Origin of the sequence: Mammaliicoccus sp. FSL K6-3158 (assembly GCF_038005105.1) — a bacterium.
Taxonomy (GTDB): Bacteria; Bacillota; Bacilli; order Staphylococcales; family Staphylococcaceae; genus Mammaliicoccus; species Mammaliicoccus sciuri.
Map to the genome: position 1 here is coordinate 1,450,738 of NZ_JBBOSL010000001.1, position 23,413 is coordinate 1,474,150.

The 23,413-nt window shown below is 35.3% G+C and carries 8 protein-coding genes, 1 other RNA gene and 3 pseudogenes; 9 read left to right on the top strand and 3 right to left on the bottom strand.

Annotated features, from left to right (window positions below; translation table 11 throughout):
- Positions 1-8: 8 nt before the first annotated feature.
- From gpsB to MHH94_RS07335, 3 genes are all read left to right on the top strand, one after another.
- Positions 9-323: a cell division regulator GpsB gene (gene gpsB, locus MHH94_RS07325; RefSeq protein WP_025905495.1), complete on the top strand. Its 315-nt coding sequence runs from the start codon at positions 9-11 to the stop codon at positions 321-323.
- Positions 324-370: 47 nt separating this feature from the next.
- Positions 371-740: RNase P RNA component class B (gene rnpB / locus MHH94_RS07330), an RNA gene on the top strand.
- Between the two features lie 84 nt (positions 741-824).
- The gene (locus MHH94_RS07335; protein WP_107609119.1) at positions 825-1,949 is read left to right on the top strand and encodes a THUMP domain-containing class I SAM-dependent RNA methyltransferase; all 1,125 of its coding nucleotides are present in this window, start codon (positions 825-827) and stop codon (positions 1,947-1,949) included.
- Positions 1,950-2,835: 886 nt separating this feature from the next.
- On the opposite strand, the gene MHH94_RS07340 is transcribed toward MHH94_RS07335, so the two are convergent.
- Positions 2,836-4,488, bottom strand: a complete 1,653-nt coding sequence (locus tag MHH94_RS07340) for a b(o/a)3-type cytochrome-c oxidase subunit 1 (protein ID WP_107609120.1) — start codon at positions 4,486-4,488, stop codon at positions 2,836-2,838.
- Positions 4,485-4,964 (bottom strand): cytochrome c oxidase subunit II, encoded by a 480-nt coding sequence (locus MHH94_RS07345; protein ID WP_107609121.1) that lies wholly within the window; start codon positions 4,962-4,964, stop codon positions 4,485-4,487. The genes MHH94_RS07340 and MHH94_RS07345 overlap by 4 nt, the downstream gene beginning before the upstream one ends.
- A 285-nt stretch (positions 4,965-5,249) precedes the next feature.
- On the opposite strand from MHH94_RS07345, the gene MHH94_RS07350 reads away from it, so the two are divergent.
- The gene (locus tag MHH94_RS07350) at positions 5,250-8,678 is read left to right on the top strand and encodes a dynamin family protein (protein WP_107609122.1); all 3,429 of its coding nucleotides are present in this window, start codon (positions 5,250-5,252) and stop codon (positions 8,676-8,678) included.
- 11 nt (positions 8,679-8,689) lie between these two features.
- On the top strand, positions 8,690-9,574 hold the full coding sequence (locus MHH94_RS07355) for a 5'-3' exonuclease (protein ID WP_078355798.1): 885 nt from the start codon (positions 8,690-8,692) through the stop codon (positions 9,572-9,574).
- A 42-nt stretch (positions 9,575-9,616) separates the two neighbouring features.
- On the opposite strand, the gene MHH94_RS07360 is transcribed toward MHH94_RS07355, so the two are convergent.
- Complete coding sequence (locus MHH94_RS07360) at positions 9,617-10,015, bottom strand: ribonuclease HI family protein (RefSeq protein ID WP_058592363.1); 399 nt, start codon at positions 10,013-10,015, stop codon at positions 9,617-9,619.
- 448 nt (positions 10,016-10,463) lie between these two features.
- Here MHH94_RS07360 and MHH94_RS14350 point away from each other — a divergent pair.
- The 4 genes and pseudogenes from MHH94_RS14350 to MHH94_RS07370 form a co-directional block, all read left to right on the top strand.
- Positions 10,464-14,102: pseudogene (locus MHH94_RS14350) on the top strand (YPDG domain-containing protein); the annotation flags it as partial.
- Positions 14,103-14,516: 414 nt separating this feature from the next.
- Positions 14,517-15,785 (top strand): annotated as a pseudogene (locus tag MHH94_RS14355) (MSCRAMM family adhesin clumping factor ClfA); the annotation flags it as partial.
- A 546-nt stretch (positions 15,786-16,331) separates the two neighbouring features.
- A pseudogene (locus MHH94_RS14360) lies at positions 16,332-21,632 on the top strand (Rib/alpha-like domain-containing protein); the annotation flags it as partial.
- Between the two features lie 163 nt (positions 21,633-21,795).
- Positions 21,796-23,394 (top strand): poly(glycerol-phosphate) alpha-glucosyltransferase, encoded by a 1,599-nt coding sequence (locus MHH94_RS07370; RefSeq protein WP_078355797.1) that lies wholly within the window; start codon positions 21,796-21,798, stop codon positions 23,392-23,394.
- Positions 23,395-23,413 lie beyond the last annotated feature (19 nt).

A 23,413-nucleotide genomic window follows, 5' to 3' on the forward strand; every position in this document is an offset into this window, starting at 1 on the left:
GTGTAAAAATGGCTGATGTAACATTAAAGCTATCTGCAAAAGATATTTATGAAAAGGAATTTGAAAGAGGTTTAAGAGGTTTCAAAACTGAAGAAGTAGATGCTTTTTTAGATGACATTATTTCAGACTATCAAAAAATGGCTGAGTTAAATAACGAAGTCATCAAATTAACAGAAGAAAATTCTAAACTTAAAAAAGAAATCGAACAGTTAAGAATCCGTGTCGCGTCAGGCAGACCACAAGGTTCACAACAATACAATTCCAATAATGTAGATATCTTAAAACGAATTTCTAATCTTGAAAAAGCAGTATTCGGCGAATAAATGATAGTTATTTAACGTCGTTTATGCTATAATTCTTTGTTGAGTGGTATTTCGGATAATCGCTACGTTAAGTAGAGGAAAGTCCATGCTCACACATTCTGAGATGAATGTAGTGTTCGTGCTTGGCGAAACAATAAGCCAGGGCAAATAATTGACGGCAACGAAATAACCTAAGTTATTTATAATATGGTTAAAGTAGTTTGAAAGTGCCACAGTGACGTAGCTTTTACAGAAATGTAAAAGGTGGAACGCGGTAAACCCCTCGAGTGAGCAATCCAAAATTGGTAGGAGCACTTCTTTGACGGAAATGAACGGAATAAGAAGGTATGTAATCATACAGACAGATGATTATCACTGGCGTACGAGTGTAACTAGTACACGTTAGCAGTACTAAAGGACAAAACATGGCTTACAGATTTATCACTTACTAGTGTCGCTCTCCCAAGTAGGAGAGCTTTTTATTTGTAAATAATGATAATTTAAATATAAAGGAGTATATGCATGTATCAATTACTCGCTACTAGTCCAATGGGATTAGAATCAATTGTTGCTAGAGAAGTTCAAGAATTAGGATATGAAACAAAAGTAGAAAACGGTCGCGTACTTTTCGAAGGTGATGAAACAGCAATCGTTAAATCAAATTTATGGTTAAGAACTGCTGACAGAGTCAAAATCGTAGTAGGACGTTTCCACGCAACAACTTTTGACGAATTATTCGAAAAGACTAAATCATTACCATGGGAAGATGTGATTGGCGCTCAAGGTATGTTCCCAGTTCAAGGAAAAAGTGTTAAATCTAAATTATTCAGCGTATCCGACTGTCAAGCAATCGTTAAAAAAGCGATAGTTGAGAGATTGAAACATGCGTATCAAATTAAAGGTTGGATCGATGAGACAGGTAGCAAATACCAAGTTGAAGTATCATTACTGAAAGACGAAGCTTTATTAACAATCGACACTTCAGGTTCTGGACTTCATAAAAGAGGTTACCGTTTGGCACAAGGTGACGCACCTATGAAAGAAACATTAGCTGCAGCGCTTGTAAGATTAACAAACTGGAGCGGTGAAACACCATTTATAGATCCATTCTGTGGTTCAGGTACACTTGCAATAGAAGCAGCACTCATTGCTCAAAATATTGCACCAGGATTTAATCGTGAGTTTGCGAGTGAAGAATGGGATATCATACCAGAAGGCTTGTATGACCAACTCAGACAAGAAGCAGATGATGCGGCATTATATGATAAAGAAATTAATATCATAGCAAGTGATATCGATCCTAATATGATCGAAATCGCGAAAGATAATGCAACAGAAGTTGGGTTAGGGGACATCATTCAATTTAAAGTCCAAGATGTACATAATCTAGAAGTACCAGAAGGACCTGTTTCAATAATCGGGAACCCACCATATGGCGAACGTATCGGTGAACGAAGTGAAGTAGAAGCAATGTACAAACACTTAGGCGAAATCATGAAACAAAACGAACAAGCATCATTATATATGCTTACAAGCTATAAAGAATTTGAACCATTAGTAGGTAAGAAAGCCACAAAAAGAAGAAAACTATTTAACGGCTATATCGAATGTACGTACTATCAATATTGGGGCAAACGAAATAAATAGATAGTAGGAAGTAAGTAGAAAAGCGGAAACCACCTGCAGAGCAGGTGGTTTTTTGGTTTGGGGGATAGTAGGGATGTATGGTTTGAGGTATATCAAGTATCTCTTGGCTTAATTAGGACTTTAAGCTATGACTTGGCTAATCTCTTAGCTTAAGTTGGGCGTTAAGCCATGACTTAGGCTAATCTCTTGGCTTAAGTTGGGCGTTAAGCCATGACTTAGGCTAATCTCTTGGCTTAAGTTGGGCGTTAAGCCATGACTTAGGCTAATCTCTTGGCTTAAGTTAGACGTTAAGCCATGACTTGGACGATTTCTTGGCTTAATTTGGTCGTTAAGCTACGACTTAGGTAATCTCTTGGCTTAATTAGGACTTTAAGCTATGACTTGGCTAATCTCTTAGCTTAAGTTGGGCGTTAAGCCATGACTTAGGCTGATCTCTTGGCTTAAGTTAGGCTTTAAGCCATGACTTGGACGATTTCTTGGCTTAATTAGGTCGTTAAGCTACGACTTAGGTAATCTCTTGGCTTAATTTGGACGTTAAGCCAAGACTTAGGTAATCTCTTGGCTTAAGTTAGGTGTTAAGCTACGACTTAGGTAATCTCTTGGCTTAATTTGGACGTTAAGACAAGACTTAGATAATCTCTTGGCTTAAGTAGGACATTAAGCCACAACTTGAGCTATCTCTTGGCTTAAGTTGGACGTTAAGACAAGACTCGACTCATTACCATGCTTCTCCAATAGATTTAGACAAGAGATATTCATTACAACCACCACCCCCAAACCCCACACAACAAAAAAGACTAGCATCGCATCTTCTAAAGATGTGTTGCCAGTCTTCCTATTATACATCATTGTATGAAGGTTCTAAGTTAAATGTATTAATTTAGAATTACCAAAGTTTTCCTTCTCCTAATCCTTTAGCTCCTGGTGCTGGATCTGTGAACATCTGCCCGATAGGGACAGTATAAGCAATTAAGATAAGCAATACTGTCACGATGATTAAGAATCTCCAGTTCTCAACAAATCTAATGACTGGTTGTTGTTCATCTAATGCTTCTGATACTGGATATTCTTCTTCGCCTTTAGGTGATAAGAAGGCTAAATGTATAAACACCATTACAACTAATATTATAGATATAAATAAAATTGTTCCCCCGACTGCTTGTAATACTTGATATGGTATCCATTCAGCAGCTTGTTTAGCACCGCCATATTCTGAATATGTTGATCTTCTTGGTGCGCCTTTTACTAATCCAACATAGTGCATAGCACCACTCATAATTGTCATACCGATTGCCCAAGTATAACCTTGCATAAGCGCTAATTTATTTGTGAATTTAGTTAGTTTTCTACCTGTACAATGAGGTATTAACCAGTACATGATTCCGAAGAAAGTCATGATGACCGCGGAAGCGATTGTTAAATGGAAGTGTCCAGTTACCCAAATTGTATTGTGAATTAATCCATTCATTTGTGCAGATGCGTTAACTAATCCACCTGCGCCACCTGGAATAAAGGCTAACATACCTAAGAATGGTAATACGAATCTTGCGTCATTCCATGGTAAAGATTTAAACCATGTAAACAATCCTTTATATCCATTAGAACGGCCGTAATTTTCAAATGTTGCAAACAAACTAAATGCTGTCATCATTGATGGAATAACAACCATAAATGTTAATACAACTTGTAAGTATTTCCATGTATCATCAATACCTGGTTCAACTAATTGGTGGTGTATCCCAACTGGAATACTGAAGAATAAGAATAGCATAAATGACATTCTTGCTAAATTGTCTGAGAATGCTTTTGCACCGATAATCTTTGGCACAATTGCATACCAACACATGTAAGCTGGTAACAACCAAAAATAAACAAGTGCATGACCAAAATACCAAAACAATGTTCTACTTAATGTTACGTCTACTCTTTCAACTAAACCTAATGACCAAGGAATTAATTGAAGGAGTACTGTCGCAGCAACACCTAATGAACATACAATCCACATTACCCCGTTGATTGCTACCATGTAGCTCAGTAGGGGAGATTTCTTACCTGGATTTTTCTTCTTAAACTCTACATATTTCAAAATTTGTCCAACTGTAGAAATCCAGCTACCTACAACAACAAGCGCCATACCAATATAGAAAATAGCATGTGCTTTTAATGGTGCATAAAAAGTATATAAAACAGTGGCTTTGTTTAATAGAACCATTGTTGCTGCCATGAGCGTACCAAGAATCATTACCCAAAATCCAACCCAACCGAACTTTCTTTGAACAGACGTTAAATGTCCAGATGTCTTAGCTACTGCAGAAAATTGAAATCCTAAGATAAAGAAAGTTGTCAGTACCAATGCTAATACGATACCGTGCACCGTTAAGATTTGATAATAAGAAATTTGTTTAGGTAATTGTAATAAACCTGATCTTACAAATGTTTGTAATAATCCTGCTAGTCCACCAAGGATTAAACAACCAATGGCTACATACATATGCGCCATCACAAGTTTGCTATCATTCTTATTTAATCGCGTTATCATTTTTTATCCACAACCTTTATCATCGACTTCATATCTGCATGTCCGATACCACAATATTCATTACAGATGACTAAATATTCGCGTTTCTCATTGAATGTCTTGTAATATTCACTAATATGTCCAGGTTCTAACATCATGTTGACGTTTGTTCCTGGTAAACTAAATCCATGCAAAGTATCTTTACTTGTCGCAATGATTTTTACTTTCGAACCTTTAGGAATTTCGACTTTACCTGGCTGATAATTGAAAGCTGAAGCAAGAATTACTAATTCATAGTCGTAATCTTTGCCGCTAATTTTGTGTAAACCTGGTTTATTGAAAGGTTCGATTTGATCGACTTTATCAGGATTGACATAGTCTCTACCAGAAGCGGCTGGCGTGTGTCCATTATGCAAACCTGTAATCATCAAAATTGTTAAGAAAATGACTAATGAGCTTATGCCGACTTTTAGCCATAACTTTTCGTATTTATGCACAGATTTCACCCCTTAAATTCTTACTAAAAATAAAATAAAACAAATTACCCATAATACTGCAAAGATGCCTCCTAATGTGAAAACTGAATACAGTGTGCCTCTTAAATCCAGATCATCATGAGAGTGGTCATCATTATTCTTGTTTAGGTCATTATTTTGCACTGTCATTTTATTCATCCTTTCTTATATTCTCTTCATTATTTATAATAGAATAGAGATAAAAAAATTAATGTGATGTAAATCACACTATTTAAATTATTTGTGTAAAAATAAAGGGGAATTAAAATGGATCGTAATCAAGCATCATTAGATTTACTTTACAAATTAAAAAAAGAAATTGAAAAGTCATCTAACCAACAATTAATTAAACAAATCAATGAAATGATTAAAAAAATATATAACGAACAATATACAGTGAGTTTTGTCGGACATTTTTCAGCAGGGAAATCTACATTAATTAACAATGTTATCGGACAAAATATATTACCAAGTTCTCCTGTCCCGACAACTAGTAACACAGCTCAACTGATTTCTTCAGACAAAAACAGCATTTCCGTTAATTTAAACAACAATCAATATACAGTTGTAGATAATCAAGAAGATGTTAAAAGGCTTAATACAGAAGATAGAGAAGTGGAATCTATTGAAATTGAATTTACATCAGATAAATTTAATAAAGGATTTACTTTCCAAGATACACCTGGTGTCGATTCTATGAGTGATAACCATAGAGAAAGTGCTTTTCAATATTTGCTGACATCTAATTATGTATTTTATACAGTCGACTATAACCATGTGCAGTCGGATATGAATTTTAATTTTATTAAATCATTAAATAAATTGGATATTCCGGTAATATTAGTTGTGAACCAAGTCGATAAACATGATGAAGATGAAATCTCGTTTGATACTTATAAAAATCGTGTCAACAAAGCCGTTACAGATTGGAAACTGAATTTAGAGAAGATATTTTATGTTTCTAAATATGATACGCCTAACAATGAGAAGCAGTTATTCAATCAATATATCCATCAGCTTGACCAACAACGTACGGAACACCAAGTATTTATAGACCGTGTGACGAATTACATTAAACAAGAACAACTGAAATATATTAATCAACATATGGAAACGATTCTTTCTGATATTGATTCTACTGAAGAAACGTTCGATGACGATTATCAAGCATACAAAGAGAAATTCAACGTCCAAAGTGAACAATCATTAATTCAAGATAAAGATCAGTTCACTTCAAATTTAAAAGAAAAGCGCAAAGAAATTTTAGATAACGCTTATTTGATGCCGTACGAAATGCGAGAAACAATTCGTCATTATTTAGAAACAACTGCTAAAGACTATAAAGTTAAAGGGCTATTTAATAAAGATAAGAAGAAAGCGATGATTCAAGAAGAAACGCTTGAACAAGTGAAAGAAGCTTTAGACATCAAAATTCACGATGAAATTACGAAAGTATGGATTAGATCAATAGAGAACTTAAGCAAATACATTCAAGATGCAGACTTATTCGAGAAAATCATCAACCAACAATATACGATTAGTAAAGAAGAATTAAGTGGTCATGTACAAGAACAAACGTCCATTACAAATGATTACGTGTTAATTTATTCTAAAGGCATTACAGAAATGATTAATCGAAAAATACGCAATGAAACAAATCAATTAATCGAAGAAGTCGTTAATGCGAGTGAAGTGCATAACGAATCGAATGAAGAAACGAATCAATTAAATGAATATGAAACATATGTTGAATTTAAGAATTTAAAAACATCACTCATTACGAATAATTATCAACATTATTATATTCATCTTGATGAATCTATTGATAAGTTAATTGATAGACATTTTATTCATATAAATGACCTTAACCTAGAAGATAAGAAAGAAACGAAACAACAATACAAAGAAGTTCAAACGGAACAACAAGACAATAATATTCATCAACTTAAAGATCAAATCAATCATTTAAAGAAATTGCCGTTATTTGAAGGTGAAGTTCATAATATCGAAAGCCAAGTTGAAAGAATAGAGCATAATATCACAAAGATTGCGGTATTCGGAACATTTAGTGCAGGTAAGAGTAGTTTAATTAATGCCATCTTACAAAAGCCAGTGCTGTTAAGTTCACCAAATCCAACTACAGCAAGTATTACTGAAATTAGCTACGGTACTGAACAAGAAGTGTCATTTAAGACTTATGAGCAATTATTAGAAGAGATTAACCATATAACAGAGTTCGCCAATAAACAGTACTCTACAATTGAATCGTTTATAGAAGATAAAGAGATTAAACAACATCCTTCATTATCGAGTAATCATCTAGCATTCTTTGAAGCAATCGAGACAAACTTTAACCATTACAAAGATGTCTTAAAAGAAGGCAAATCTGTCACATTCGATATAGAAGAACTAGAGAAGTTAACAGCTGATGATACGCATGCTGCCTTTGTACACAAAATTAATTTAAGACTTGAAGAAGCATGGTTAAAAGACAAGATTATTATCGATTCACCGGGACTGAATTCTAATAACCAAAGACATACGAGAGAGACTGAACAAATTATTGCATCAAGTGACTTAATTATTTATGTTAGTTATTATAATCACGCCTTTACTGATAAAGACGGTGAGTTCTTAACTTACATGCGTGATATGAATAATTTACAACAATCACAAGGTTTGAAATTTGTCATTAACGCCATTGATTTAGCAGAATCTGAACAAGATAAACAAGCTGTTATATCTTATGTAGAATCATCATTAGATGCATTGAACATTAAACCTGAGTGTTATCCAGTTTCAAGTAAACAAGCATTGAAATCACATGATGATCAGTTTAAACGACTTATGGAAGCGTTAGATCACTTTGTTAAAGTTGAAAGTAAGCAAGTGCTCAAGTCACAAGTAGAGTCTAGAATTAAACAACTGACAAATGAATTAGAACAAATGGTGCATACGTATAGACAAGATAAAGCACAGCTTGAAAAGAGAAAATCAACTTTACTCAGTTATAAAGATAAACAGAACTTTACCAACCAAATTGTTATTAAATCACATCATCAACTTGAAAAAGAAATTCATGATCAACTGTATTACTTGAAAGACAGATTGAATATACAATTAAATGATATTGTCAAAAAACATTTCAATACATCAACTGTAACGGATCAATTTAAACAATCGCTGCAAATGAGTACGAAATATTATGTAGATGATTTAAATCAGAAATTAAGTTTAGAAAGCTCGCTTATCGTAGAAAGATTAAAGAATTTTTATGCGAGAACATTTGATGATTTATTAACACCAACAATTGTTGAATTAAATGATGCTTCTATTTTAATCTCTAAGTTTAAGCATGACTTTAAAAATGAAATCAATCCGGAACCGATTAGCATTCAAGTTCAAGATATTGCGAAACAAACGATCAATTCGGTGAGTAAGAAAGATTTAATTAAGACATCTAAAGTAAAAGAAACACAAAATGAGATTTTAAATGATACAATGAAGCTTATTGACCATCCAATTATGACATTTAATGAAGCGTTAACTAAGAATTTGGAACATTATGATACAATAGGTGAGTCGTACATCGAACAGTATAATCAAGAGACGATTCATCTTATTGAAGATTACTTATCTGTGAATATTGATAACGATGTAATAGAAAAAATCGAAAACGTCTTGAAAGAGATATAAAGGAGCACAATATGAGTAACAAAATATTATTAATAGATGGTATGGCTTTATTATTTAGACATTTTTATGCAACAAGCATCCATAAACAATTTATGAGAGATTCTAAAGGTATTCCTACAAATGCTGTACAAGGATTTATTAGACATTCATATACAGTAATCCATGACATTAAACCGACACATGTTGCTGTTTGTTGGGATATGGGATCTAAGACTTTCAGAAATGATATGTTTGAAGCATATAAATCAAATAGAGTCGCACCACCTGAAGAAATGATTCCACAATTTGACCGTGCGAAAGAAATTGCTGAAAAATTAGGTATGCTGAATTTAGGTATAACAAATTATGAAGCGGATGATGTTATAGGAACAATTAGTAAACGTGCTCAAGAAAAAGGACATGAAACATATGTCGTGAGTGGTGACCGTGACTTATTACAATGTATAAATACAGATGTTGATATATGGCTGACGAAAAAAGGATTCAATATTTACAATAAATATGATATTCATAAATTTAGAGAAGAGTATGGTTTAGAACCACATCAATTGGTCGATGTTAAAGCATTTATGGGTGACACAGCTGATGGTTATCCAGGTGTTAAAGGTATCGGTGAGAAAACAGCGATTAAACTGATTCAACAATATCAATCTGTTGAAAACGTACTTGAGAACATTAATGAATTAACAGCAGGTCAACAAAAGAAAATCATCACATATCGAGATGACTTAGCAATGTCGAAACAACTTGCGCAAATTCATACAGATGTGCCATTAGAAACAGAAGATTTACTTAATCAAATGACATATCATCATGAAATCGAGCAATCTATCGAAATTTGTAATGAACATGAATTATTTGTATCAAGTAAATATTTAACTACGAACTTCTTATAAATAAACGTAAAAAGCATATCACGCGCCGTCGTGATATGCTTTTTATTTATGCTTTAATTGTTTTCTTAAGGCAGTTTGTGCCAATTGATTGGCTTCTTTATTTTGAGATCGTGGAATCCACTTCACAAATATTAAATCAAATTGACGTTCTAATTCTTTAAATAGTTCGAAGTATGGTTTGAACGTTGCATTCTTTACATAATCTTTATCAATACTATCTGCAATTAATTTCGAATCTGTATAAATCAACGCATTACCAACTTCTAATTCAATCGCATGTTGAATAGAGAAGATTAACGCTTCCCATTCAGCACGATGATTATCCATTTCACCTAGGCAAGACGTGAAATGATGTCTCGCATCATCCGTAATAATGACGCATGCACAACAACTTTCTCCAGGATTGCCTTTAGAAGCGGCGTCAAAATAAATTTGCGGCATTTCAATCAACTCTTTCAAATTATTTACCTACTCATCTAATTTACACGAACGATAAACAGACTTCAATAAATGGTCATAATACTTTTCATTCAGACTTAATAATTCTTCATCAAACTTGTACAAAATATTGTAAATTGTAAAAATTGTATATTAATTTTATAGAGTTCTTTATAAATAGTATTTGAAATCGACATTAAAAGTGATATACTAATTCAGAACGAAATATAATTTTGTTCATATCTTATGTGTGAATAATCTTAACGGAAGGAGAGTTAGTTTCGCACGACCATTCACATATTAATAGTGTGCACTTCACTCATATATCTGAGATTCATTTAAAGAATATATATTGAACACATTACTAATGAGATAAAGACAAAATAGTAACGGGGAACTCAGCCATGAGTAAAGTTGCCTTTAAGGAAATTTATAGTAAAGGGGCTTGCTAATGGATAAGCAACGGAAATTACAGAAGTTTAGTATCCGTAAGTACACAGTAGGAACGTGTTCGATACTAATCGGTACGCTTATATTCTTAGGCTTACCAACGCATGATGCATTCGCATCTGAAAATGTAATTCAAAAACATACACAAGAAGAAAAAGCAGAAGGCAAATCAACAGATCCAGTTGAAGAAGCGTCTGCAAATGAAACAACATCATCAAATGTAGAAGAAACTAAAGTAATCGGTACTTCTGAAACAACAGCAGAACAACCACAAGAAGAAGCAACTACCGAAGCAACTACAGTTGATGAAACAACACAAGATGCAACAACTAACGAAGAATCAACAACAGAAGATAAATCATCTACAGAAAAAGCATCAACAGAAGAAGCAACTCAAGTTGATACAGTAGCACCAGAAACTGCTAAAGTTGAAACTGCTGAAAAAGCACAACAACCACAAGCAGACGCAACAGAAGTAGCTGAAGAATCAAGTAGCACAATAGAAACAACAAAAACTACAGAAGCAGCAGTTAATACTGTAGATGCAGTACAACCAGCAAGTGTAGAAGAAACTATACCTACAGTAGATACACCAACAGTAGAAGCAACTGTTACTAATATAGTATCTGACGTAGATTCAAACAGCGTGTCATCTACATCACTAGAAGACATTGTCAATAATCAAAACAAAGACAAAATAGACGCAATAACATTAGAACAACCAGCAAGACAAGCACCTAAATTAAGCAAAAGTTATAGTAGCTTATTTAGAGCAGTAGAGCTCTCAACACGCCATGTAAAAACTTATGCTCAATTGCGTGGTTTTCTGAACGACAAGACCGTAGGAACTATTATATTTGATAATGATATAACAATGGATGCGGCTAAAAGAGGCTTAATTGGAATAAAGAAAGACTCTCAAACATTAGAGGGTAATGCTGCTAGAGCAGTGGAAATTAATTTAAATGGACACTTGTTTAATATGCAAGACAACTACTTTGAAACACCTGGAAATTCAGGTAGTAAACCAGCATGGAATATCACATTCAGTAATGGACAAATCCAAACTAAAGATAACTTCCCAGGTCCAGCTAGAGAAAATGCAGGTATCATTCAATATGGTAGTGGTTCTCATGATCAAATACTAAACTTCAGAGATATTCAACATACTGGTAGTACTTTAACAAATGATGACAAGTTAACTGTTAATATTTCTGGTAACTTTACTAGTCATAATAATAGTACAAGAGGTTTCAAAGATAACGTTACAATTGGTGCAAATGTAATAAAAATTGCAGATAATAGTAATATAGATATGTCAATGACAACAAAAGGTAGAATCTTCGAAATTTATGCAGATTCTAGCAAGAATAAAATGAGACAATATCAAGATGGTTCTTTGACTTTTGGAAATCATTCAACAATTAAATTAAATACATTGTCAGATAATCCATGGGATGTAGAAAATACACACACAATTTTCAGAACTAACGGCAATGGTGTGACTATCAGTTTGGGTGATGATAATAATATAAATTTAATTGGTCAAAATATTTTTCAATTTGGCAAAGGTACAGGGTTACAAAGTAACGGCGAATACGGCATGTTAAATACAGGAGAAAGAACAGTTGTAAATATCCACCAAAAAGGTAATGGAAATATACTTAATATGCATGGAGGTTCTCGATTAAACATAAATAGAGACAGTATTTTTAATGGGATTTCTGAATCAAAACGAAATGGTGCTAATAGAGAGAATAACATTATTGGCTTGAATTCAAATTCTATTATAACAGTTTTTGAAAACGCGGTATTCAAAATTGAAGCAATAAAACATCAATTAAATGCTAATGGTGGTTACAATAGAAATAACCCTGTTCTTTCAATGGTTGCACATAATGCATCTACAGCAAGAATAATTCTTAAAGAAAATTCAACCTTTGATATTAAATCAGATATTCCTGATTATCATTCTGAATTAGTCGGGTTTGCAAATGTTGGCGGTAACAATCGTGGTATATTTATCGAAGGGACAGTTAAATATTTCAACTTACAACGTACTAAACAAGTTACTAGTGGTGCTGCAGGTACATCAAGTCATCCTACAGGCAACAATGCACTAATTTATGGTGATGCATCTAAAGATAACTTTTTAAAATGGTCTGGTAGTCATGAAGTAAGGACATGGAATGATCGAGTATTCAGCGCAAATGGACAATATGATTCTGATATTAACAGTAATGTCTCTGATATTTGGCAAGATGTAACAGATTATACCTCTATCATACGAAATAGAGAAACTGTTGCTAATACTGTTAGACATGATGATTTAAAGACAATGTCATTTAGTAATAATAATAAAAATATTAAAGACCTTAATCTAGGTAAATTACAAAGATTTGTGTTAATTGGTCATGATGTGGAATTAAATACGGTAATACCACGACCAGTTAGGTATACAGAAAGAACGGAAGATAATAAGCCACTTGGTGAAGAAACAGTTATCAATGAAGGTAAAGATGGTATTGCCACAAAATATACAAACCGTAATGATGGTTCCGTAAAGCTATTATATGCATCTGAAACCTATCAACCGATTGAAAAAGTAATCGCTAAGAATACTGTTCAAATAGAGAATAATGAAGCGCCATTTGAAACAATTTATCGTCCTAATAATAATAAATTAGTCACAGATGAACCCACAACCGTACAAGAGGGTGTAAACGGTGTTACTAGAACTAGAACAAAGTATGAATTAAACACTGAAACTGGAGAATTATCAAACCCTACTACTGAAAGAGTTTCTGAAATTGAAAAAACAAATAAAATTATAGAAGTAGGCGCTAAAGAAGTACTTAAAGAAACAATACCTTTTGAAATAGAATATAGAGACAACCCTAAATTAAAAGTTGGGACTGAAAATGTAATTGAAGAAGGACGTAATGGTACTAAAACGATTGTTAATATTTATGAAATAAATCCTATTTCAGGCGAGAAAACTCGAATTGCAAATACTACTGAAGAAATTGAAACAGCAGCTCAGAATAAAATAATAGAACGAGGTACTAAAACAACTTCAGACGCAGATGATCATAATCCAAGCTATGGTGATACACCTACTAATGTGAAACCTGGTATAGAAATTAAAATCCCTCAAACAGGAGATAAAGACTTACCTAATGGTACTACATTTGAAATTCCAGAAAATGGACTTCCAACTGGTTGGACTGTTAATTTTGATGAAACTGGTAAAGCTACGGTAACTCCATCGGTTAAAGAAACACCTGGTAAAACTGTTTCAATTCCAGTTACAGTTAACTATCCGGATGGTTCTGTAGATGATACATCTATTCCTTTAAGAGTTATTCAAACCCAAGCTATGGAACATACACCAAACTATGATAATACATCAAATGATATGAAACCTAGCCAAAAAATTGATATCCCTCAAACAGGAGATAAAGATTTACCTAATGGTACAACATTTGAAATTACTAAAAATGTTTTGACCCCAGAAGGATTTACTGTGGTAGTTGACCCAAATAGCGGTACTGTAACAATTATAGCTCCGCCTGATGATACATTTGGTACTGAAATTAACATGCCTATAACGGTGAAATATCCAGATGGTTCTTCTGAAGAAATATATGCTATAGCTTTAGTTCTTCCAAAGGATACTTCTGATTCTGACTTTAACAGCGGTTCTGACTCTGTTACTGACAGTAATTCTGGTTTAAATTCTAGCAGCGGTTCAGATGCTAACAACAGCTCTGATTCGAACTCTGATACTGGTTCTACTACTGACAGTAATTCTAATTTAGACTCGAACTCTGACAGCGGCTCTGATAGCCAACCTGATAGTACTTCTGATTCGAACACTAACAGTGATTCTAACTCTGATACTGATAGTACTTCTGATTTAGACTCAAACCCTGATTCAAATAGTGATTCTGGTTCTAACTCTGACAGCGGCTCTGATAGCCAATCTGATAATGATTCTAATTCAGACACTAACAGTGGTTCTAACTCTGATAGTAGCTCTGGTAGTCAATCTGATAATGATTCTGATTCAGACACTAACAGTGGTTCTAACTCTGGTACCGATAGTACTTCTGATTTAGACTCAAACTCTGATTCAAGTAGTGATTCTAGTTCTAACTCAGACAGAAGCTCTGATAGTCAATCTGATAAAGATTCTGATCCTGACGCTAACAACGGTTCTGATTCAGACACTAACAGTGGTTCTGATTCTGCTACTGACAGTTCTTCTGATTTAGATTCGAACTCTGAGTCAAATAGCGATTCTGGTTCTAACTCAGACAGCAGTTTTGATAGCCAAACTGATAGTAATTCTAATTCAGGCGCTAACTCTAATACTGGTTCTGATTCGAACTCTGACTCAAACAGCAGTTCTGATAGCCAATCTGATCAAGATTCTGATTCGAACTCTAACAGTGGTTCTAACTCTGGTACTGACAGTAATTCTGATTTAGACTCAAACTCTGACTCAAACTCTGACTCAAATAGCGATTCTGGTTCTAACTCTGACAGTGGCTCTGATAGCCAATCTGATCAAGATTCTAATTCAGACACTAACAGCGGTTCTGACTCTGTTACTGACAGTAATTCTGATTTAAATTCTAGCAGCGGTTCTGATTCTAACAGCGGTTCTGAATCGAACTCTGATACTGGCTCTGGTAGTCAATCTGATCAAGGTTCTGATTCTAACAGCGGTTCTGATTCTAATAGCGGATCTGACTCGAACTCTGATACTGGTTCTACTACTGACAGTAATTCTGATTTAGACTCGAACTCTGATTCAAATAGCGATTCTGGTTCTGACTCAAACAGCAGCTCTGATAGCCAATCTGATAGTGGTTCCGATTCAAACGCTAACAGCGGTTCTGACTCTACTACTGACAGTAATTCTGATTTAGACTCGAACTCTGATTCAAGTAGTGATTCTAGTTCTAACTCTGACAGCAGCTCTGATAGCCAATCTGATAAAGATTCTGATTCAGACACTAACAATGGTTCTGACTCTGCTACTGACAGTACTTCAAACTCTAACTCAGTTTCTGAGAGTGAAAGTAATTCAACTTCTAACTCAGACAGCAGTTCTGATAGTCAATCTGATAGTAGTTCTGATTCGAACACTAACAGCGGTTCTGACTCTACTACTGACAGTAATTCTGATTTAGATTCGAACTCTGATTCAAATAGCGATTCTGGTTCTAACTCTGACAGCGGCTCTGAATCTACTACTGACAGTAATTCTGCTTTAGACTCGAACTCTGATTCAAGTAGTGATTCTAGTTCTAACTCTGACAGCAGCTCTGATAGCCAATCTGATAAAGATTCTGATTCAGACACTAACAATGGTTCTGACTCTGCTACTGACAGTACTTCAAACTCTAACTCAGACAGTAGCTCTGATAGTCAATCTGATAAAGATTCTGATTCAGACACTAACAGTGGTTCTAACTCTGATACTGACAGTACATCTGATTTAGACTCGAACTCTGATTCAAGTAGTGATTCTGGTTCTAACTCAGACAGCAGCTCTGATAGCCAATCTGATAATGATTCTGATTCAGACGCTAACAGCGGTTCTGACTCTGGTACTGATAGTACTTCTGATTTAGACTCGAACTCTGATTCAAGTAGTGATTCTGGTTCTAACTCAGACAGTGGCTCTGATAGCCAATCTGATAAAGATTCTGATTCTAATTCAGACAACAACTCAACTTCAGATAGTAACACTGATAGCAGCTCTGACTCTAACAGTGCTTCAAATTCTAGTTCTGATTCTGATTCAGACAAAGATACTGATGGAGATGGAATTCCTGATAAAGATGATAACGACATCGATGGCGACGGCGTTAATAATAAAGACGAAGAAGCTAACGGTACTGATCCAACTAACCCTGATACTGACGGTAATGGTGTAAACGATGGGGACGAAGATACTGATGGTGATGGTATTCCAAACAAAGTTGAATCTGATCCTACTTCTGATAAAGTAACGGACAAAGATGGCGACGGTAAGCCAGATATCTCTACTCCGAAGGATACGGACGGAGACGGCATCACTGACAAAGACGATAACGATATCGATGGTGATGGCGTAAGTAACGAAGATGAAAAACTTATCGGTACTGATCCAACGAACCCTGATACCGACGGTAATGGTATAAACGATGGTGACGAAGATACTGATGGTGATGGTATTCCAAATAAAGATGAATCTGATCCTACTTCTGATAAAGTAACGGATAAAGATGGTGACGGTAAGCCAGATATCACAACTCCGAAGGATACAGACGGAGATGGCATCCCTGATAATCAAGATAATGATATCGATGGCGACGGCGTTAATAACAAAGACGAAGAAGCTAACGGTACTGATCCAACTAACCCTGATACTGACGGTAATGGTGTAAACGATGGGGACGAAGATACTGATGGTGATGGTATTCCAAACAAAGTTGAATCTGATCCTACTTCTGATAAAGTAACGGATAAAGATGGCGACGGTAAGCCAGATATCTCTACTCCGAAGGATACAGACGGAGATGGCATCCCTGATAATCAAGATAATGATATCGATGGCGATGGCGTTAATAATAAAGACGAAGAAGCTAACGGCACTGATCCAACAAACGCTGATACCAACGGTAATGGTGTAAACGATGGGGACGAAGATACTGATGGTGATGGTATTCCAAACAAAGTTGAATCTGATCCTACTTCTGATAAAGTAACGGATAAAGATGGCGACGGTAAGCCAGATATCACAACTCCGAAGGATACAGACGGAGATGGCATCCCTGATAATCAAGATAATGATATCGATGGCGACGGCGTTAATAACAAAGACGAAGAAGCTAACGGTACTGATCCAACTAACCCTGATACTGACGGTAATGGTGTAAACGATGGTGACGAAGATACTGATGGTGATGGTATTCCAAACAAAGTTGAATCTGATCCTACTTCTGATAAAGTAACGGATAAAGATGGCGACGGTAAGCCAGATATCTCTACTCCGAAGGATACAGACGGAGATGGCATCCCTGATAATCAAGATAATGATATCGATGGCGATGGCGTTAATAATAAAGACGAAGAAGCTAACGGCACTGATCCAACAAACGCTGATACCAACGGTAATGGTGTAAACGATGGGGACGAAGATACTGATGGTGATGGTATTCCAAACAAAGTTGAATCTGATCCTACTTCTGATAAAGTAACGGATAAAGATGGCGACGGTAAACCTGATATCTCTACTCCGAAGGATACAGACGGAGATGGCATCCCTGATAATCAAGATAATGATATCGATGGCGACGGCGTTAATAACAAAGACGAAGAAGCTAACGGTACTGATCCAACTAACCCTGATACTGACGGTAATGGTGTAAACGATGGGGACGAAGATACTGATGGTGATGGTATTCCAAACAAAGTTGAATCTGATCCTACTTCTGATAAAGTAACGGATAAAGATGGCGACGGTAAACCTGATATCTCTACTCCGAAGGATACAGATGGAGATGGCATCCCTGATAATCAAGATAATGATATCGATGGTGATGGCGTAAGTAACGAAGATGAAAAACTTATCGGTACTGATCCAACGAACCCTGATACCGACGGTAATGGTGTAAACGATGGGGACGAAGATTACGATAGTGACGGTATTCCGAATAAAGATGAATCTAATCCTAAATCTAATACACCAACGGATAAAGATGGTGACGGTAAGCCAGATATTACAACTCCGGAGGATTCAAACTCAGATAATGGTTCTGATGTAAACTCAGATAGCGATTCTGGTTCTAACTCAGACAGCAGCTCAGATAGCCAATCTGATAAAGATTCTGATTCGAACGCTAACAGCGGTTCTGACTCTGATACTGATAGTACTTCTGATTTAGACTCGAACTCTGATTCAAATAGCGATTCTGGTTCTGACTCTGACAGCAGCTCTGATAGCCAGTCTGATAAAGATTCTGATTCGAACGCTAACAGCGGTTCTGACTCTGGTACTAATAGTACTTCTGATTTAGACTCGAACTCTGATTCAAGTAGTGATTCTAGTTCTAACTCAGACAGTGGCTCTGATAGCCAATCTGATAAAGATTCTGATTCGAACTCTGACTCAAATAGCGATTCTGATTCTAATTCAGACAACAACTCACCTTCAGATAGTAACACTGATAGCAGCTCTGACTCTAACAGTGCTTCAAATTCTAGTTCTGATTCTGATTCAGACAAAGATACTGATGGAGATGGAATTCCTGATAAAGATGATAACGACATCGATGGTGATGGCGTAAGTAACGAAGATGAAAAACTTATCGGTACTGATCCAACGAACCCTGATACCGACGGTAATGGTGTAAACGATGGTGACGAAGATACTGATGGTGATGGTATTCCAAACAAAGTTGAATCTGATCCTACTTCTGATAAAGTAACGGATAAAGATGGCGACGGTAAGCCAGATATCACAACTCCGAAGGATACGGATGGCGATGGCATCCCTGATAATCAAGATAACGATATCGATGGTGATGGCGTAAGTAACGAAGATGAAAAACTTATCGGTACTGATCCAACTAACCCTGATACCGACGGTAATGGTGTAAACGATGGGGACGAGGATCACGATAAAGATGGCATTCCGAATAAAGATGAATCTGATCCTAAATCTAATACACCAACGGATAAAGATGGTGACGGTAAACCTGATATCACGACTCCTAAAGACACTGATGGTGATGGTATCCCTGATAAAGATGATAACGACATCGATGGTGATGGCGTAAGTAACGAAGATGAAAAACTTATCGGTACTGATCCAACTAACCCTGATACCGACGGTAATGGTGTAAACGATGGGGACGAGGATCACGATAAAGATGGCATTCCGAATAAAGATGAATCTGATCCTAAATCTAATACACCAACGGATAAAGATGGTGACGGTAAACCTGATATCACGACTCCTAAAGACACTGATGGTGATGGTATCCCTGATAAAGATGATAACGACATCGATGGTGATGGCGTAAGTAACGAAGATGAAAAACTTATCGGTACTGATCCAACTAACCCTGATACCGACGGTAATGGTGTAAACGATGGGGACGAGGATCACGATAAAGATGGCATTCCGAATAAAGATGAATCTGATCCTAAATCTAATACACCAACGGATAAAGATGGTGACGGTAAACCTGATATCACGACTCCTAAAGACACTGATGGTGATGGTATCCCTGATAAAGATGATAACGACATCGATGGTGATGGCGTAAGTAACGAAGATGAAAAACTTATCGGTACTGATCCAACGAACCCTGATACTAATGGTGATGGTGTAAACGATGGGGACGAAGATACTGATGGTGATGGTATTCCGAATAAAGATGAATCTGATCCTAAATCTAATACACCAACGGATAAAGATGGTGACGGTAAGCCAGATATTACAACTCCGAAGGATTCAAACTCAGATAATGGTTCTGATGTAAACTCAGATAGCGATTCTGGTTCTAACTCAGACAGCAGCTCTGATAGCCAATCTGATAAAGATTCTGATTCAGGCGCTAACTCTAATACTGGTTCTGATTCGAACTCTGACTCAAATAGCGATTCTGGTTCTAACTCAAACAGCAGCTCTGATAGTCAATCTGATAAAGATTCTGATTCAAATGCTAACAGCGGTTCTGACTCTGATACTGACAGTAATTCTGATTTAGACTCGAACTCTGATTCAAATAGCGATTCTGGTTCTAACACTGACAGCAGTTCTGATAGTAACTCTACTTCAGATGACAACAGTACATCTGACTCAGACTCTAATTCAGTTTCTGATTCAAACAGTACTTCTGATAGTGACAGTAACTCAAGCTCAACTTCAGATGGTAACACTGATAGTAGTTCCGACTCTAACAGTACTTCAAATTCTAGCTCTGATTCTGATTCAGACAAAGATACTGATGGAGATGGAATCCCAGATAAAGATGACAACGACATCGATGGTGATGGTGTAAGCAATAAAGATGAAGAATTAATTGGTACTGATCCAACGAATCCAGATACAGATGGTAATGGGGTAAATGATGGTGACGAAGATTACGATAGTGACGGTATTCCGAATAAGGATGAATCTGATCCTAAGTCTAATACACCAACAGATAAAGACGGTGACGGTAAACCTGATATTACTACACCTAGTCAAGCTGCATCAAATGATCCTGGATATGGTTCTAAAGATCAAGGTCCAACTTCAGTTAAACCTGGTACATCTACTTATATCCCACAAACGGGTGATAAAGAGTTACCAACTGGTACGAAGTTCGATGTTCCAGCTGACAAAGTTCCAAGTGGTTGGACTGTAAATATAGACCCTAACACTGGTGACATTACTGTTGTTCCACCGAAGGATGTAACACTTGGTACTATGGTTGATATTCCAGTAACTGTTACTTACCCTGATGGTTCTACTGAAATTACTTCAGCTAAAGTTGTTGTTGAAAAACCTGCTGACAAACCTGCTGGTAAGACTCAAGCTGACGACAATTCACCTGGATATAGTTCTAAGAATCAAGGTCCAACTTCAGTTAAACCTGGTACATCTACTCATATCCCACAAACGGGTGATAAAGAGTTACCAACTGGTACGAAGTTCGATGTTCCAGCTGACAAAGTTCCAAGTGGATGGACTGTAACTGTAGATCCTAATACTGGTGACATCAAAGTAATTCCACCTAAGGATGTAACACCTGGTACTCAAGTTGATATCCCAGTAACTGTTACTTACCCTGATGGTTCTAAACAAACTGTAACTGTTGGTGTAGTAGTTGAAAAAGCTTCTGATAGCACAGATGCTGGTTCTAACAATATGTATGGTATGGATAGCAAAGCTGATGATCATCATGCTGGACATATGGCACAAACTGAACAACAACAAAACACTAGCGGTACAGAAAGTTCTAAAGATAACATGATGAATAAAGGAAACAATACTCAAGCAAATGTATTACCAGACACTGGTGAAACACCTGCTGAAAATGCTACTTTATTCGGAAGCTTATTCGCAGGACTTGGCTCATTATTCTTATTTGGTCGTCGTAAAAAAGAAGAAGAACAATAAAATATAATGAGTAATGAGGGTCTGGAACTTTAATGTTCCAGACTCTTCATTTTTAATTTTAATTAAAATTAAATGAGCATTTTTATATTTGTCTATACATATTTGAATACAGATTGAAAAAAGGTTTATATACATATATTGAAGTTGAAAGGAATGAAAGCACGTGAATATTAAAGAGCAAATCAAGCGTATAATAAATGATCATTCAGATTATGAAAGATTATTTATAAGTATTGGCTATCCTAAAGTTAAAGCCGTTGTTAAAAGCTTTAAATTATCGAACAAGAACCAAATGATTAAATTTATAGAAACATATCGTAAGAAGAGTGGTAAAGCAGCTAAATGGATTAAAATTGATATTGTGACATCTGTTGAAGACATTCCATTTGATGAATTAAAAGAAGATTTGATCCATACAACTAGAAATCATGTTGAGTATGGTTTTACATTAGATTACAACTGGAACCTTGCATTTTTACCAGAAGAAATAAACAGCAATGCTTTTATTAGACCTACAAATGAGAAAGGGATATTCATACTTTCTGAGAAAAATATCAATCATTATTTAAGAAAGTATAAGAAGAATTACAATTTATATTTACACAAAGATTATGCAGGCAAAGTAGTTCAGAAATTCTATACAAAGAGTTTCTTTATTGAAGATGAACAGGTTATAAATTTAGAACAAGAAGGCTATAAGAAAGGGTTAAGACCAGTAGATGATCTTCCAGTTGAAATTGATCGTATGATTCAAACGAATACAGATTATTTGATGAATCTTATACAAGATAATGGTAAGTATCATTATGGCTATTTTCCACACTTTGATATCAATATCAACGCTTATAACAACCTATGTCATAGTTCAACAACATATGCGTTTATCAAATCATTATCTTATTTGAAGAAGAATGTGAGTATTGCTAAGAAACCAATAGATTACATTATTAAACATTATTTATATAAACACGAAGGTGCAACATATGTATTTGATGATACAAACTATATAAATGAAATTAAATTAGGTCAAAATGCTGCATTTATACTAGCTGTATGTGGTTATATACAATACGGTCGTTCGAATAAGAAGTATTTAAAAGCAGCTCAAAATGTTGCGAAAGGCTTAGTAAACATGATTGATGAGAATGGGGAAACAACCCATGTGTTAAACTATCCAGATTTAACAGTTAAAGATTCATTTAGAGTGATTTATTACGAAGGTCAAGCAGCACTAGCGTTATTAAAATTATATCAACTTGATCAAAAGGAAGAATGGTTAAATGTTGCAAAATTACTTTATGAAAAATTTATTCAAAAATCATATTGGAAACACCATGACTATTGGTTAAGTTATAGTACAGAAGTATTGATTCAAATAGAACCAGAAGAAAAATATTATCAATTTACTTTTCAAAATTTAGAAGAACATTTGAAAAACGTACAACAACGTCAATCTACAGATCCATTATTACTAGGCATGTTAATGGCTACATATAATATAGTAGAAAGTGCGAAACAACGTGACAAAACTGACTTGGTTGAACAATTTATAGACGTTGATCTATTGATAGATACGATTCACAGAAGAGCAGATTATATGAGAACAGGTTATTTTTATCCTGAAGTTGCAATGTATTTCCAAAATCCAGAGCGCATATTAGAAGCATTCTATATTAAACATGAAGGTTATCGTGTCGAAATAGATGATATCGAACATTACTTAACAAGTTATGTAGAGTATTTAAAAGTATTCAATCAATAAGAAAATCCTACCTTTTCCA

What these genes read in the sequence shown, in the direction of transcription:
- gpsB (WP_025905495.1), top strand. Translation starts at nt 9, where the DNA reads ATGGCTGATGTAACATTAAAGCTATCTGCAAAAGATATTTATGAAAAG.
- MHH94_RS07335 (WP_107609119.1), top strand. Translation starts at nt 825, where the DNA reads ATGTATCAATTACTCGCTACTAGTCCAATGGGATTAGAATCAATTGTT.
- MHH94_RS07350 (WP_107609122.1), top strand. Translation starts at nt 5,250, where the DNA reads ATGGATCGTAATCAAGCATCATTAGATTTACTTTACAAATTAAAAAAA.
- MHH94_RS07360 (WP_058592363.1), bottom strand. Translation starts at nt 10,015, where the DNA reads ATGCCGCAAATTTATTTTGACGCCGCTTCTAAAGGCAATCCTGGAGAA.
- MHH94_RS07340 (WP_107609120.1), bottom strand. Translation starts at nt 4,488, where the DNA reads ATGATAACGCGATTAAATAAGAATGATAGCAAACTTGTGATGGCGCAT.
- MHH94_RS07355 (WP_078355798.1), top strand. Translation starts at nt 8,690, where the DNA reads ATGAGTAACAAAATATTATTAATAGATGGTATGGCTTTATTATTTAGA.